The organism is Streptomyces kurssanovii (genome assembly GCF_040677245.1).
In the GTDB taxonomy this organism is placed as follows: domain Bacteria; phylum Actinomycetota; class Actinomycetes; order Streptomycetales; family Streptomycetaceae; genus Streptomyces; species Streptomyces kurssanovii.
The window spans coordinates 92,370-106,007 of sequence record NZ_JBFAQK010000019.1; the positions used below are offsets into that span (position 1 = coordinate 92,370).

11 protein-coding genes are annotated in these 13,638 nt (G+C 73.4%); 2 read left to right on the plus strand and 9 right to left on the minus strand.

Features of this window, described 5'->3' with window-relative positions:
• Positions 1-28: 28 nt before the first annotated feature.
• From AB0K36_RS16370 to AB0K36_RS16410, 9 genes are all read right to left on the minus strand, one after another.
• Complete coding sequence (locus AB0K36_RS16370) at positions 29-844, minus strand: endo alpha-1,4 polygalactosaminidase (protein ID WP_364594131.1); 816 nt, start codon at positions 842-844, stop codon at positions 29-31.
• A complete protein-coding gene (locus AB0K36_RS16375; RefSeq protein WP_364594134.1) occupies positions 841-1,503 on the minus strand; it encodes a spherulation-specific family 4 protein in 663 nt (220 codons plus the stop codon). The genes AB0K36_RS16370 and AB0K36_RS16375 overlap by 4 nt, the downstream gene beginning before the upstream one ends.
• Complete coding sequence (locus AB0K36_RS16380; protein WP_364594136.1) at positions 1,500-2,417, minus strand: NAD-dependent epimerase/dehydratase family protein; 918 nt, start codon at positions 2,415-2,417, stop codon at positions 1,500-1,502. Before AB0K36_RS16380 ends, AB0K36_RS16375 begins: the two co-directional genes overlap by 4 nt.
• A 6-nt stretch (positions 2,418-2,423) precedes the next feature.
• Positions 2,424-3,137, minus strand: a complete 714-nt coding sequence (locus tag AB0K36_RS16385) for a nucleotidyltransferase family protein (protein ID WP_364594139.1) — start codon at positions 3,135-3,137, stop codon at positions 2,424-2,426.
• 33 nt (positions 3,138-3,170) lie between these two features.
• The gene (locus AB0K36_RS16390) at positions 3,171-4,172 is read right to left on the minus strand and encodes a GDP-mannose 4,6-dehydratase (protein ID WP_364594142.1); all 1,002 of its coding nucleotides are present in this window, start codon (positions 4,170-4,172) and stop codon (positions 3,171-3,173) included.
• 107 nt (positions 4,173-4,279) lie between these two features.
• Complete coding sequence (locus AB0K36_RS16395; protein WP_364594145.1) at positions 4,280-5,686, minus strand: hypothetical protein; 1,407 nt, start codon at positions 5,684-5,686, stop codon at positions 4,280-4,282.
• A complete protein-coding gene (gene pelF, locus AB0K36_RS16400; protein WP_364594148.1) occupies positions 5,683-7,239 on the minus strand; it encodes a GT4 family glycosyltransferase PelF in 1,557 nt (518 codons plus the stop codon). The genes AB0K36_RS16395 and pelF overlap by 4 nt, the downstream gene beginning before the upstream one ends.
• Before the next feature lie 86 nt (positions 7,240-7,325).
• Positions 7,326-9,458, minus strand: a complete 2,133-nt coding sequence (locus AB0K36_RS16405; protein ID WP_364594151.1) for a hypothetical protein — start codon at positions 9,456-9,458, stop codon at positions 7,326-7,328.
• Positions 9,459-9,851: 393 nt separating this feature from the next.
• Positions 9,852-10,379, minus strand: a complete 528-nt coding sequence (locus tag AB0K36_RS16410) for a hypothetical protein (protein ID WP_364594153.1) — start codon at positions 10,377-10,379, stop codon at positions 9,852-9,854.
• 703 nt (positions 10,380-11,082) lie between these two features.
• On the opposite strand from AB0K36_RS16410, the gene AB0K36_RS16415 reads away from it, so the two are divergent.
• Together AB0K36_RS16415 and AB0K36_RS16420 are read left to right on the plus strand one after the other, a co-directional pair.
• Positions 11,083-11,964 (plus strand): helix-turn-helix transcriptional regulator, encoded by an 882-nt coding sequence (locus AB0K36_RS16415; protein WP_364594156.1) that lies wholly within the window; start codon positions 11,083-11,085, stop codon positions 11,962-11,964.
• A gap of 120 nt (positions 11,965-12,084) precedes the next feature.
• A complete protein-coding gene (locus AB0K36_RS16420; RefSeq protein WP_364594159.1) occupies positions 12,085-13,497 on the plus strand; it encodes an alpha/beta fold hydrolase in 1,413 nt (470 codons plus the stop codon).
• Positions 13,498-13,638: the final 141 nt, after the last annotated feature.

The window sequence follows — 13,638 nt, forward strand, 5'->3', positions numbered from 1 at the left end:
TCCGGTCCCGCGCGCCGGCACCGCCCGGTCAGCAGGGCTCGCGCCAGGTGCCCAGTTCCGGCTTCTTGAGCATCGACGACAGCCGCAGCCCACGGGCCACCGGGCAGAACCCTGCCGTGGGCTCCGCGTACTCGACGTGGAAGACCGCCTTGCCCGCCGCGATGAACGGTTCGAGCAGGGCGCATTCGCCGTACTGTGCGCACTCCTCGTTGACCGCGAAGTCGAAGTCGTCCAGCAGCTGCGGAATCTGTGCCAGGTCGTTCTTGAGGCCTACGGCCAGGCCGCGCTCGTGCGCGATGTCCGCGATCATGCGGTTGTACCGGAGCTGGTCGTGCGCCGTGAGCGGGAAGCCGGTGTCGTTGCCATAACCCTCGACCAGATCCGGTTCCACCGCGTCGAAACCCTTGTCCCGGCACATGTCGAACCGGCGTTCCATGACGGGCCGCAGGGCCGACACCCGGCGGATGTCCAGCCAGCGCTCGCCGTGCCAGCCGTTGGGCCTGCCCAGCACGGAGCGGGGGAAGTCGTCCCGGTCGGGGCGGAAGTCCTCCCAGGCTCCGACGTTGACGTAGCAGATCACCTTGCGGCCGTCCCGGTGCAGGCGGGCGACGTCCGAGGCGGTGTTCTCGAAGCCGTCGATGTCGTAGACGGGCACGTCGACCGACGGGTCGACCTTGCCGTCGAGCTGCCACTGCCAGGCCAGTCCTGGGCGCGGCTGCCACACGCCGGCGCGGGTGCCGGCCGCGCGATCGTGGCCGCCCGAGCATGCCGCCAGGCCGGCCACGGCGGCCAGGACCGCCATGACGGCCACAGCGACGACGAGGGCCGGCGGGAGCCGCCTCATCGGTCCGTCGCGGTCAGCGCGGGGGTCAGCCGTGACCAGGGGTTGGGCGGTTCTCCCGTCACGGGACCGCACACGGCCGCTCCCCGCTCGCGTGCGGTGCGCACGGCGAGCGGCACGAGCAGTTCGGGCACCCCGTAGACGAGGTGGCACAGCCGTTCGGGCGGCTGCCGCGAGGTCCACGAGGGGCGGTTGAACGCCGACACGTACGTGGACCAGTGGCCCTCGAAGGTGACGGTCAGGTCGGCGAGCCGCGCGTAGCCGGGAGCGGGATGCACGCCCGGGTTGAGGACGACGGTCGAGGCGCCGAGGCGGCGGACCGACCGCACCAGTCGGCGGCAGGCCGGCAGCCCGTGCGGCCCGGCGGTCACCTGGTCCAGGAAGCAGCCGTCGATGGCGTACCACTCCTGGTGCCTGCGCAGATCGGCCGTGATCTGCGCCGGGTCGCGTGCGCCGTAGTCCGTGTCGACGTAGCCGAGCAGCCGGGCCCCCGCCGTCCGCAGCGCGTCGGCCGCGGCGGCGAACGCCGGGTCCGGGACGTGACCGGGCCCGCTGGCGGGGTTGAGCACGACGGCCCAGGTACGGGCGGCCCGGGTGATGAGCCGGTGCCACGCGGCCGGGTCCTCCGCCGGATGGACGTACAGCGGAATCAGCAGGCTCACCGCGCCGCAGCCCCTTCTTCGCTGCGGGACGCGGCCGCCCACAGCGCCGCCAGTGACGCGTCGAGGGAATACGACGGCCGCCAGCCGAGGGCGTCGCGGGCGGCGGTGATGTCCGAGCACTGCCACGACACCTGCGGGGACCGCGCGGAGCCGCCGGCGCCCTCCTCGACGATCCGCCCCCGGAAACCGGCCACGCCGGCCAGCGTCCGCACCAGCTCGCGCACCTGGACCGCCTCGCCGCCGCCGATGTTGAGGACCGGCGGGAGGGGTCCCGGCGCGGTGGCGGCGAGCTCCGCCGCCCGGGCCACGTCGCGTACGTCCACGAAGTCGCGGTGGGCCGACAGGTCACCGAGCCTCAACGTCGCGGCCGGATCGCCCCCGGCGTCCGTGAGCAGGGCGGTGACCCGGCCGGGCAGCCCGGTGGGCGGCGCTCCCGGACCCACCGGGTTCCCCACCCTCAGCACCACCGCGTCCAGCCCCGACGCGTTCACCGCCACCGTGCCCGCCAGTTTCGTCGCACCGTACGGGCCGGCCGGGCGGGCCGCCGCCGACTCCGCCACCCGCCGGCCGGGCGTGCCGGGGCCGTACTCGGCGGCCGAGCCAAGATGCACCAGGCGGGCCGCGGGAGCCGCCTCCAGCAGCGCCGCGCACAGCACGGCGGGGCCACGCGCGTTCACCTCCGCGAGGGTGACGGCGTCGGCGCCGGTCACACCCGCGCAGTTGACGACGGCGTCGGGCGCCGCCGACGCCAGGGCCTGCGCCAGCGGCCGCGGACGGTCGGACGCGAGGTCGACGGTGACGTCGGCGTCGGCCGAGCGGCCGCCGACGAGCACCCGGGCGCCCGGCAGGGCACGCAGCCGCTCGGCGACGTGGCCGCCCAGGTATCCGGTGGCGCCGAGAACGAGGAAGCGCATGTGTGCTCAGGCTCCCTTGAGCAGAAGCGACTTGCGGCTGGTGAACTCCGCGTTGGCACGGTCGTAGTCGTCGGGGCGGCCGATGTCCAGCCAGTAGCCGTCGAACTCGTACGCGTGCGGCGGCCGTCCGGCGGCGAGCAGGTCCAGCACCAGCTCGTCGAAGCCCAGCGGCAGGCCGGGCGTATAGCCGTCGAGCGTGGCCCGGGAGAGGCCGTAGACCCCCATGGACACCTGGTAGTCGATGCTGGGCTTCTCCGTGAAGGCGACGACCCGGCTCGCGTCCGTGGTCAGCACCCCGAAGTCGATGTGCACCTCGCGGGCGTAGGTGGCGATGGTCAGGGGCGCGCCCGACGTCCCGTGCCGGCGCAACACGTCGGCGTAGCAGAGGTCGGTGAGCACGTCGCCGTTCATGACCAGGAAGTTCTCCGGCAGACGGTCGCGGAGGGTGAGCAGCGGGCCCATGGTGCCCAGCGGGCTCTCCTCGGTGGCGTAGTCGATGCTCATGCCCCACTGCGAACCGTCGCCGACGTAGGCGCGGATGATCTCGCCGAGGTGGCCGATGGCGATGGTGCAGTGGGTGAAGCCGGCCGTGGCCAGCTGGCGCAGCACGATCTCCAGGATGGTGTGCTGGTCGCCGATGGGGACCAGCGGCTTGGGCAGCGCGGTGGTGTACGGCCGCAGCCGGACGCCCTTTCCTCCGGCCAGGATCACTGCGTGCATGGGAGTACCTCCTGCGAGTGGGAGCCGGTCGGGTCAGATGTTGTAGATGCCGGTCTTGTAGCGGGCCAGGTTGGCCGGTTCGCCGAACCACTCCACGGTCCGAGCGATCCCTTCCTCCAGCGTGTGGCGGGGCAGCCAGCCGGTCGCCGCCGTCAGCCGGGTCGCGTCCGCGACCAGCCGCATCACCTCGGAGCCCGCCGGCCGCAGGCGCTCGGGGTCCTCACGCACGTCGAGCGGGACGTCCATGACCTTGCCGATCAGCGCGACCAGGTCGCCGACGGAGATCTCCCCACCGGTCCCGGCGTTGAGGGTGCGGCCCACGACCTGCTCCGCCGGTGCGGTGCCCACCGCGAGGAACGCCCGGGCGGTGTCCTCGACGAAGGTGAAGTCCCGGGTGGGGCGCAGGTCGCCGAGGGTGATGGTCCGTTGCCCGGCCGCCACCTGGCCGATGACGGTGGGGATCACCGCGCGCATCGACTGGCGCGGGCCGAAGGTGTTGAAGGGCCGCAGCGTGACCACGGGCGTGCCGAAACTGGCGTGGTAGCTGTCGGCCAGCCGGTCCCCGCCCGCCTTCGAAGCGGCGTACGGCGACTGGGTGTTGATCGGGTGGTCCTCGCTGATCGGCACGGTCTGCGCGGTGCCGTACGTCTCGCTGGTCGAGGTGTGCACCAGGCGCGGCGTCCCCAGCGCGCGCACCGCCTCCAGCACGTTGAGCGTGCCGGTGACGTTGGTGTCCACGTAACTGTGCGGGGCCTGGTAGGAGTACGGGATCGCGATGAGCGCGGCGAGGTGGTACGCGCAGTCGGCGCCGTCGAGCAGGCCGCGCACCGAGCCGGGGTCGCGTACGTCGCCGAGGACGACCTCCACGTGGTCGAGGACGTCGGCCGGCAGGGTCTCCAGCCAGCCGTAGGACGAGAAGGAGTTGTACTGGGCCATCGCTCTGACGCGGTGGCCGGAGGCGACGAGCGCCTCGGTGAGGTGCGAGCCGATGAATCCTTCGGCTCCGGTGACGGCGGCGAGCGGTGCGGAGGTCAACGCATGTGTCCTTTCGTCCGGTTGAGCGGAAAGGCGGGTGTTCTCCGGCTGATCGGGACGGCCGGTGTTCTTCGGTGGGCGGCACGCGCCGGTGCGGTGACCGGTGGTCAGGCGTGCGGTGAGGGTCTGCCGAGAAGGCGGATCGCGCAGACGGTGAGACAGACCGCGGCCACGCCGCACCAGAGGGGCAGCACGGCCGGGCCCGGCGGCAGATCCAGCCAGATGACCGCCCCGGCGCCGCCCGCCGCGAGGAGGCAGACCACGGCCGGCGGCCAGGCCACCCCGAACGCCTGGAGGAGCAGGGCGGTCCACAGGGTCGCCGCGAGCAGCAGCAGCGCGGCCGGGTCGGAGCCGGTGAGCAGCGCCGGGGGCAGCAACAGCAGGAGGTAGCCGGTCAGGCACAGGCCCAGCACGGCGGCCGAGCGCAACCGGAACGCCCCGGGCGTCGCGCTGACGCGCAGCGCGGCCACTGACCAGCCCCGATAGCGGTACAGCAGCCACTCCGCCGGGCCCATGCTCAGCGTCAACGCGATCACCGCGTACGGGTGCCGCCGCCCCTCCAGCATGACGAGCACCGCCGCCGCCAGCCCGAACAGGCCGTACGGAAGAGAGGAGCGCAGGCCCGGCCGCGGACCGCCGGGGACGGCCGGGGTGGCGAGGCCGGCCCACAGGACCCGTGCGCAGGCGGCGAGCGTGGCCAGCACCGCCAGCAGGGGCAGTCCCGTGCGCAGCAGGGGACCGGGTTCCCACCATGGCAGAACCGCGGCGCCGGCGATCAGCGGGGTGAGTGCGGCCAGCAGCAGCCGCTCCCGGCCCAGGACGAGCAGCACGCCCGCCGCGGCCAGATACAGCGACTGGGCGGCGGCCACCGCGGTCACCGGACCGCCGCCGGCGGGCAGCGCGGCAAGGCCCGTGGCCACCGCCGCGCCGAGCACGGACCCGGCCAGCAGAGTGCGGGCCGCTTCCCGGCGCCCCGTCACCAGCCGCAGGTGCGCCCGGTGGCCCAGCGCCTGCCCCCACGCCCAGGAGGCGACGGCCGCCACGATCAGGACGGGTGCGTGCCGGTCGACGCGCCACAGCGGAGCGGTGAGCAGATAGGCGAGGGCCGGCAGCGCGAACAGCACGCCCCGCAGCAGGCATCGCACCGTGTCCGGCCGCCAGGGGTCGGCCGCGGCAGGTGGTTCCGGAAAGGTGCGGGGCACCCTTTCGTACAGCGCGGAGGCGAGCGAGAAGACGTTCTCGTGTCCGTACTGGTGCCGGATCACCTCGGCGGAGAGCCCTTCGGCCTCCAGGAGCGCGGCCACCTCGTACGGGTGGACGGCAGGGCCGACGCGGTCGGCCAGGTCGGCGGCGAGCCGGTTGACCGCGTCCTCGTCCGGGCCCTGTGCGGGCAGCCGCAGGGCGAGTGTCATGTCGTCGCCCCGGCGGAAGATCGCCGGGCCGGGCCCGGCGAGCCGCAGCGCGAGGGTGTCCTGCTCCGCGCCGCCCGGCTCCAGGGCCATCGGTCCGCTCACAGCGCCACGCTCCGTGTCTCCGTGCCGGCCGGGGACCGCGGGTCCGGCGGGGGAGGGGCGGCGGTCCGGGAACGGGAGGGCGCGAGGAGGGCGGACTGCCGCACGGCCGCCGGTGCGGCCGACAACTCCTGATAGATGGAGCGGAAGGTGTCGATGGTCCGGCGGAGGGTGAACTGCTCGATCACCCGCAGCCGCGCCGCCTCACCCATCGCCCGGCGCCGCGCGGGGTCGCCCAGCAGCTCCAGCGCGGCGGCGGCCATCGCGGCCGGATCGCGCGGCGGCACCACGAGACCGGTGTCGCCGACGGCCTCCCGTACTCCGCCCACGTCGGTGGAGACGGTCGCCCGCCCGCACGACATGGCCTCGATCAGCGTGAAGGGGAAGCCCTCGCTGATGCTGGACAGCATCACCACGTTCCCGGCCGCGTAGGCGTCCTTGATGTCCTCGACCCGCCCCTCGAAGGTCACGGCGTCCGCGTGTCCCAGCTCGGCGGCCAGTGCCTCGCAGCGCTCCCGGTAGCCTTCCCCGCCCCGGGGCGTCCCGCCGAACAACCGCAGCCGCACCCCGGGCAGTTCGGCCCTGACGAGGGCGAACGCACGGATGAGGGTCTCCAGGTCCTTGATCGGGTCGACGCGGCCGGCCCAGCTGAGGGTGAGGGTCTCCGGCTCGGGACCGGCCGGAGGGAAGGCGGCGGGGTCGACGCCGTTGTAGACGGTGCGGATCGACGCCGGGTCGGCACCGCCCCGCTCCTCCCAGAGCCGGTTGTAGCGGTTGCCCGGCGTGATCAGCGCCGCCCGGCGGTAGCTCTCCTCCGCCAGCAGCCGGAAGAAGCCCAGGACCACCGCCTTGACCGGCCAGCGGTAGGGGGCGGTGCGGTAGCCGAGGTAGCGCTCGCGCAGGTAGACGCCGTGCTCGGTCAGCAGCAGCGGAACACCGTGCCGTTCGAGGGCGGCCAGCCCCGGCAGCACGGCGACCCCGCCGCTGACGGCGTGCGCGACCCCGTCCTCGGGCGGCGGCGCGGCCAGCGGGCGCAGGGCGTGTTCGAGCAGGGCGGTGGCGGTGAGTGCGTCGTGAAGGGTCGGCCCCGCCTCACGCACGGCCGTCCCGGGGCGTGTCCATACGGCGGTCAGGATCGCGATCGCCGTGTCGCCGCGCAGGAAGGGGCCGAGCAGTCCGTCCCCCGCCGCCCGCGCCAGGGCGTGCAGGGCGGGCGCGAAGCCGTCCTCGGCGCAGCGGTCGACCAGCGCGGTCAGGAACCGTTCGTACGCGTCGGCGAGCCGGCGGTGGGAACGGCCGCGGGGCGGCCGGCCCGGCGGCGCCTCGCCCCACATGGGGACGGAGAGCACGTTCGAGACATGGCCCGGCAGGTCCCACACGAGCGGCTCACGCCCGGTGCCGGTGACGGCGATGACGTCGAAGTCGATGTCGGGCATGCCGGTGACGAGCTGGTCGCACCAGACGCTCACACCGCCGTGACTGTGCGGATAGGTGCCTTCGGTGAGCAGGGTGACGCGCGTGGCGCCGGAGCGTCGCGCGCCGTGGTGAACGTGCATCGGTGTGCTCCACGGCCGAGGTGTGGGGTGGTCGTGCCGGCCCCGGCCGCGCGTGGGCGGCCGGGACCTCGCTGCCGTCGCTCCGGTCAGCTCCCCGCGGCGGGGGCGACCGGCTCGGCCACGCCCTCCGGCACGCGGGTGTCCGGCGCCGGGCGGGTGACCGGTACGGAGCCGTCCGCGTCGCCGGCCGTGGCGGAAGCGGCGGACGACGGCAGCGTGAGGGTGAGCGGAGCCGTCGCGGAGGACGTCCACCCCGACCGTTCGCCCGCGTAGGCCTCCCCGAAGGGAGAGCCGGCCCGCGTGGTGCCCTCGGGCATCGTCGCGGGTACCGCCATGCCGTCCGGGCCCTCGACGGTGACGGTGCCGCCGATGCGGTAGGCCGTGACCTGACCGCTCTGCACGGCGGCGCGCCACGCGGCGCGCCGCCGCAGCTCGCTCCCGATGTCCTCCATCCGCGGATTGACCACCGGGGTGTTCTCCGCGAAGAGGGTGTCGTAGGTGGTCAGGACACCGTCCAGGACCGGGTAGGCGATGCGGTCCTCCGCCAGGTTCGACTGGTGGATGAAGTGCGGCTTGGGGTCGTTGGCGAGGACGTGGCCGAGGGCGATCTGCCGCTCCAGGGGCACGATGTGTTCCGTGTAGCCCGTGGCGGTGTCCAGCGGGGCGGGCAGGCAGGTGGTGGTGGCCGGGTTGTCCTCGCAGATGCCGCTGCCGCCCTGCGCGCGGCCGGTGTAGATCCAGTTGTACTCGTCGACCTGCTCGGCGGCCCGCCCGGCGTTGTAGAAGATGTTCATCGGGTAGCGCGGGACCGTCGTGGCCGCTCCGACCTGACGTTGGCCGGGCTCGCGGGAGTTGTCCGAGGCCAGCCAGGTGATGCCGTTGTCGGCGAGGGCGGGCGCCAGGTTGGGGTTGTCGGCCGGCTGCTGGGGCAGGACCCGCAGCCCGGAGTGCTCACCCGTGACCAACTCGCCGTCCTCCAGGGGCAGTCCCGCGATGCGGCCCCAGACACGGTTGTGGGCGATCTCGTCGGAGAGGTCGTCCCGGCCGACCCACTTGGTGCTTCCGTCCGCGTCGGTGGCGCACCGCCAGGGCACCACCGTGGTGTCCTGCTCGCAGCCGAGGAAGGCGTGCGTGTAGGTGTGGTTGATCCAGCGGAACGCGCCCCGCTCGGCGACGAACTTGTCGGCGAGCGGGTCGACGCCGTTGTTGTCCTCGCGGTGGTCGACGCTGCCGGCGCCGTTGTAGGCGAGGTCGAGCGTGAAGTCGTGCTCGCGCTGCCAGGCGGTGGCGTGGTCGACGTCCGCGGGCGTCATACGGATCGGGTCGGGAGTGGCGTTCGGGTCCGTGCAGTCGACGTCACCCGGCGTGCAGTTGAGGGTCGAGTTCCAGCGGTCGTCGGCGGCGAACACGTCGTCGACGTGCACGGCGAAGTAGTTGCGGGACGCCCCGAGGTGCACACCGCCGGTCATCCACCGCACGATGCCGCGTGCCAGCAGCCGGAACTGCTGCTGGTACCGGTTGTAGACGAAGGTGACCACGAGTTCGCGCCGCCCGTCGTGCCGGTACTCGCCCACCAGGGAGCCCCGCCGGGCCGTCCCCGGGATCGGCGCCTCGACGTACGGGGTGAAGTCGGCGCCCGCCACCGGGGTCGACAGATACGCGTAACTCTCGCCCACAGTAGGTGAGTTGTCCTCGAACGGGACCGGTCCCTCGAGGTACCCGAACGGTCCCGAACGGCCGGCGGCGGTCACCTCGGCGCGCGCGCCGTCGACGCTGCCGGAGTAGCCGCCGTACACCGGGTACTGGAGTCCGGCCTCCGGGCGGGCGTACGTGTACGCGTCGACCTGCGGAATGTCATAGGCCCGTTCGTAGGCCACGAGCGCGGCCATCTCCGGCGAGTTCGCCGGGAACGGGTTGTCGTTGGGCAGGACGACGGCCTGGAACCGGGCGCGCTCCCTCCCGTCGACGGTGTCCGCGAGGTACTCGGCGTCGATCACGGGCCGGTCGGCCCGAGCGAGGTCGATCTCCGTGTACGGAGTTCCCGCGGTGTCCAGTTCGGCCGCGATGGCGTCGGTGGACGGGCCACCGTCGCTCACGATCAGCACCCGCAGATCGATGCGGGGAGCCGGGGCGTCGGCGTGTGCCGCGGTGGTCGGTACGCCGAGGGCGGCGATGAGTGCGCCCGTCGTGAGCAGGGTGGTGCGTATGGTCCGCTTCATGCGGTGCTGTCCCCTCCCAGGGCAGGGGTGAGCACTGCTCCGCGGAGCGGACGCACCCCCTTGCGCGACGCCGGCTTCCCCCTCAGAGGCCGTTCGTCGACGCATCCGTCGCGTCACATCGTGAGGTGTCTGTGTAGCTTTTGTGGTCCTGCTGCGAAACCTGACGGAAAAGTGCAGGTGTGCGACAGGCGGTCGTCGGAGGCGATTTGCGCCCCGGACGGCCCGCCGTGGATGCCCGCCGGCGTCCGGCTTCAGGAGGTGCCGCCCAGGTTGGAGGGGATTGCGCCGCACCGGCGGACCGCCGGGCCCGCCGGTGCGACTGCCGTTGGTACGGACCGGTCCGCCGGGCGGTCGTGGGCCGGTTTCAGGTCACCGCCCACGCCCGGCGCGAGGTCAGGAGCAGAGGATGCGCGTCTCGGGTGTGTGGACCGGGCCCCCGCTGGTGTTCGTGCTGTCGCTGAACTCGGCGTAGAAGTACGAGTAGAAGCCGATGTTGCCGTTGCAGCCGGAGTCGGCCGCGATCTGGATCGTCAGCGTCACGGTCCGGCTCTGGGCGGGCGGGACGGGGGCGCCGTAGTTGGTGCCGAGGTTCGCGGGGCCGGTGCCGGAACAGGCGGAGCTGCCGGTGGCCGTGGCGAGACTGCAGCCGGTGACGGAGTACTTGAGGTCGGGGCGCTGCGTGGTCAGCCAGGTGGGATCGATGGTCTGGTAGACGAACCAGATGTCGTAGGTCTTGTTGTTCGTCAGTGTCATCGACAGGTTCACCGTGCCGCCCGGCGTGGTGGTGGCCGTGTCGGTGGTGAACGTCAGCTCGGCGGGACCGGGGTCCGCCGCGCTCGCGGAGGGCGCCAGGCCGAACACGGCGAGGAGGAGGGCGAGGACGGTGGTGAGACCGAGACGTCTCATCAAGGGTGATCGCATGGCCCGGGAGGCTAGGCAGGGGGCGGGCACGCCGTCTGCCCCGCGCCGGCGCCCGCGAACCCGGAACGACCGAAAGTGCGCCTCGTGTGAAGGAGGTGCGGTGAAAGTGTGGCGTACGGTCATTGATCGCATACGTGCACCGTGGAGCCGGTACGGCGGGCAGGCCGGCGCGGCGGCCGCGCCCGACGCCTCGACGGGCGGGCGGTGGAGGTGTTGGCGCATACGTGCTGTGCGGCCTTCGACAATGGCGGGGTCCACTTGTTCCGCCCGCCGGACGAGACCTCCGACGGGTGGTGCGGCTCCTGTGGGCGCTGCACAGTCCGCGGTGCCGTCCGCCGTCCTGCCCACCCCGACACCGCGTGCGTGCGTGCCTCCGCGGGCACGTGCGTCTGACTCACCGGTTCCGCGAACAGCCGCGGACGGCGGCCGACCGCGCCGGCAGCTGCCGTTCAAGCTCAAGAGGACCCAGCGCTCGCCCGCCCGCAGCAGCCGCCACCTGCGTAGGCGGTGGGCAGCGCACCTCGTCCTCCTCGCCGATCAGGCCCCCAGGACGCATGTCCATCAGCCACGAGGCCCCCGCCGCCGGCACGAGGAGATCCAGGACCGGGATCGTTCGTGCCGCGAGCGCTTCAGCCGGCCTCGAGTGTTCATCGGGTGTGAACGGCCTCCCGGCCGGGGATCCGACCCCCGACGGGGGGAACGCATGGGCGAAGAGGGCCGCAGAACCAGGGAATTGCTGCGCGACGAGGTTGTACGGGAGCGGCGCGGCGCACTGTGCGGGCGGATCACGACCGCCGGGATCACCGTCCAGGACATCTTGTGCTGCGAGGACCGCGCCGGATTCGTCGGCCCCGGGCACGCGGACGGGTACACCGTGGTCCTCGCACGGTCCGGCGGCTACCTCCGCCGGATCGCCGGCGAGGAGTTCTTCGTGGACGCGAGCGGCGGCTACCTCACCCGGCCGGGCGACGAACACCGCGTTGCCCACCCGACCGGCCCCGGCGACCGGTCCACCGAGATCCGGGTCGGCGCGGAACTTTTCGCCGACCGCTTCGACGGCCCGCCGCTCTCCCGGCGCTTCACGATCACCGGCGCCTCCGACGTGCACCATCGCGCCCTGCTGGCCGCCGGCCGCCGCGGGGCCGACGACTTCGAACTGGCCGACCGGCTCCACCGCCTGCTCGACGGCGTGGCCGCCTCCGCCGGGCACTGGCACACGGACACCGCCGCCCGCCCCGCCGCCGCCCGCGCCCACGGTCGGCTGGTCCGCGACGCCTGCGCCGCCCTGGCCGCCGGCACCCCGGAGGTCCGCCTCTCCCTGGAGGAGCTGGCCCGCACCGTAGGGGCCTCTCCGCACCATCTCAGCCGTGTCTTCCGCGCCGTCACCGGCACGACCCTCACGCACTACCGCAACGAACTGCGGATCCGCGGTGTCCTCCACGCGCTGGAGGAGGGCGAAGGCAACCTGCGCGCCCTCTCGTACGCTTACGGATTCGCCGACCAGGGCCATCTGACTCGTGTGTGCCGCAGCCATACCGGCCACGTACCCAGCGCCTTGCGGAGTCTTCTCGCGGATCGCGCATGAATGTCCAACGCCCCGGCGGAGGGCGTGACACAGGATGGCGGCGGCCGGAAAGCCGGCCGGTGCCGTGCCGTCCCCCGGGACCCGACGCGGCGCCCGTCTTCCGAGTGGGGGAACGCGACGATGACCTTCCTGACCAGAGCCGGTACAACCGTGGCGGCCGCCCTGACGGCCGTCGCATGCGTGGGCTCCGCACCGGGCGCAGCCCCCGGCCCGTACCCCGCCACCCCGTCCGCCGCGGCGGCGCGCCCGTCAGTGGCGCGGGGACTCACCGACCCGCGCCCCTGCCCCGGGCAGTCCGACGTGACCTGCGCCGACCTGACGGTGCCGCTCGACCGCACCGGAACCGTGCCGGGCACCCTGCAACTCCGGATCGCCGTCTTCGGCAAGGCCGACGCGCCCAGGGGGACCCTCCTCTTCCTCACCGGCGGACCCGGCCAGCCGGGCGTCCCCTACGTCCAGCGGATCCGCGACCGGCTTCCCGAGGCACTCGCCCAGTACCGGCTCGTGATGATCGACCAGCGCGGCACCGGCGGCGCGGCCGTCGACTGCCCCGAACTCCAGAAGGAGGTGGGCAGCAGCGACACCGTCGCCCCCACGCCCGGCGCCGTCACCGCCTGTGCCGAAAGCCTCGGAGCGAAGCGGAACTTCTTCACCACCGCCGACACGGTGGCCGACCTGGAAGACCTGCGACGCGCCCTCGGCGTCAGGTCCTGGACACTCGACGGGGTCTCCTACGGCACGTTCACCGCCGGCCAGTACGCCCTCACCCATCCGCATCGGGTCCGCAAGCTCGTCCTCGACTCCGTCGTCCCGCTCGACGGTGCGGGCGTGCTGTACGAGGACGCCCTCGGCCACTCCGCGCGGGTGCTGCGCACCGCCTGCCGGGAGCAGCGGTGCGGCTTCGACCCGGCACGCGACCTCGCAACCGTCGTCCGCCGCGACGGCAACGGCGCCGGCGTCTTCAACCTCCTCGTCATCGCGAGCATCATCGACCCGAAACTCGACAACGCGAGGTTCGGCATTCTCAACGCCATCCACGCCTCCGCCGCCGGCGACCGGACCCGTCTCGACGGTCTAGTCGCCGGGTTCTCCGCGCCGTCCGAAGAACCCCCTTCGGAGTTCAGTTCCGGACTGCACGCCGCGACGCTCTGCGCCGACTCGCGATGGCCCTGGGGCGACGCCTCCGCTCCCGTCGAGGAACGTGAACGGGCTCTGAAGCGGGCCGTCCAGCGGATCAGGCCGGCGAAGGTGTGGCCCTTCGAGCGGGAGACGGCAGGCGCGCAGGGCATCCCGCGGACCTGCCTGCCCTGGCCCGCCTCGCGCCCCAACGACGCTGCGCCCCGCCACACGCTGACCATGCCGGTGCTGCTCCTGGCCGGCGACCGGGACCTGTCGACGCCGGTGCAGTGGGCACGCGACCTCGCCGCCGTGACCCCGAGGGCCGAACTCGTCGTCGTCGAGGGGGCGGGCCACTCCACACAGAGCCGCAGCGACGCGGGAGCCCAACAGGCAGAGAAGTTCCTGCTGCGCTGAGGCGTGTCCGCGATCCGGGACTGCGTCAAAGAACCAGGCGCCGGCGCTGCCGGGCCCGGTCCTTGTACGAATTGCGCTGCCCGGTCCCACGGCCCGCCGCCGTACCGCAGCCGTGGCCCGCTCATTCGCGGCTGCGCGTGC

Excerpts from the sequence above, each read along its gene's own strand:
- AB0K36_RS16370 (WP_364594131.1), bottom strand. The coding sequence starts at position 844 with ATGAGGCGGCTCCCGCCGGCCCTCGTCGTCGCTGTGGCCGTCATGGCG.
- AB0K36_RS16380 (WP_364594136.1), bottom strand. The coding sequence starts at position 2,417 with ATGCGCTTCCTCGTTCTCGGCGCCACCGGATACCTGGGCGGCCACGTC.
- AB0K36_RS16385 (WP_364594139.1), bottom strand. The coding sequence starts at position 3,137 with ATGCACGCAGTGATCCTGGCCGGAGGAAAGGGCGTCCGGCTGCGGCCG.
- pelF (WP_364594148.1), bottom strand. The coding sequence starts at position 7,239 with ATGCACGTTCACCACGGCGCGCGACGCTCCGGCGCCACGCGCGTCACC.
- AB0K36_RS16405 (WP_364594151.1), bottom strand. The coding sequence starts at position 9,458 with ATGAAGCGGACCATACGCACCACCCTGCTCACGACGGGCGCACTCATC.
- AB0K36_RS16410 (WP_364594153.1), bottom strand. The coding sequence starts at position 10,379 with ATGCGATCACCCTTGATGAGACGTCTCGGTCTCACCACCGTCCTCGCC.
- AB0K36_RS16415 (WP_364594156.1), top strand. The coding sequence starts at position 11,083 with ATGGGCGAAGAGGGCCGCAGAACCAGGGAATTGCTGCGCGACGAGGTT.
- AB0K36_RS16420 (WP_364594159.1), top strand. The coding sequence starts at position 12,085 with ATGACCTTCCTGACCAGAGCCGGTACAACCGTGGCGGCCGCCCTGACG.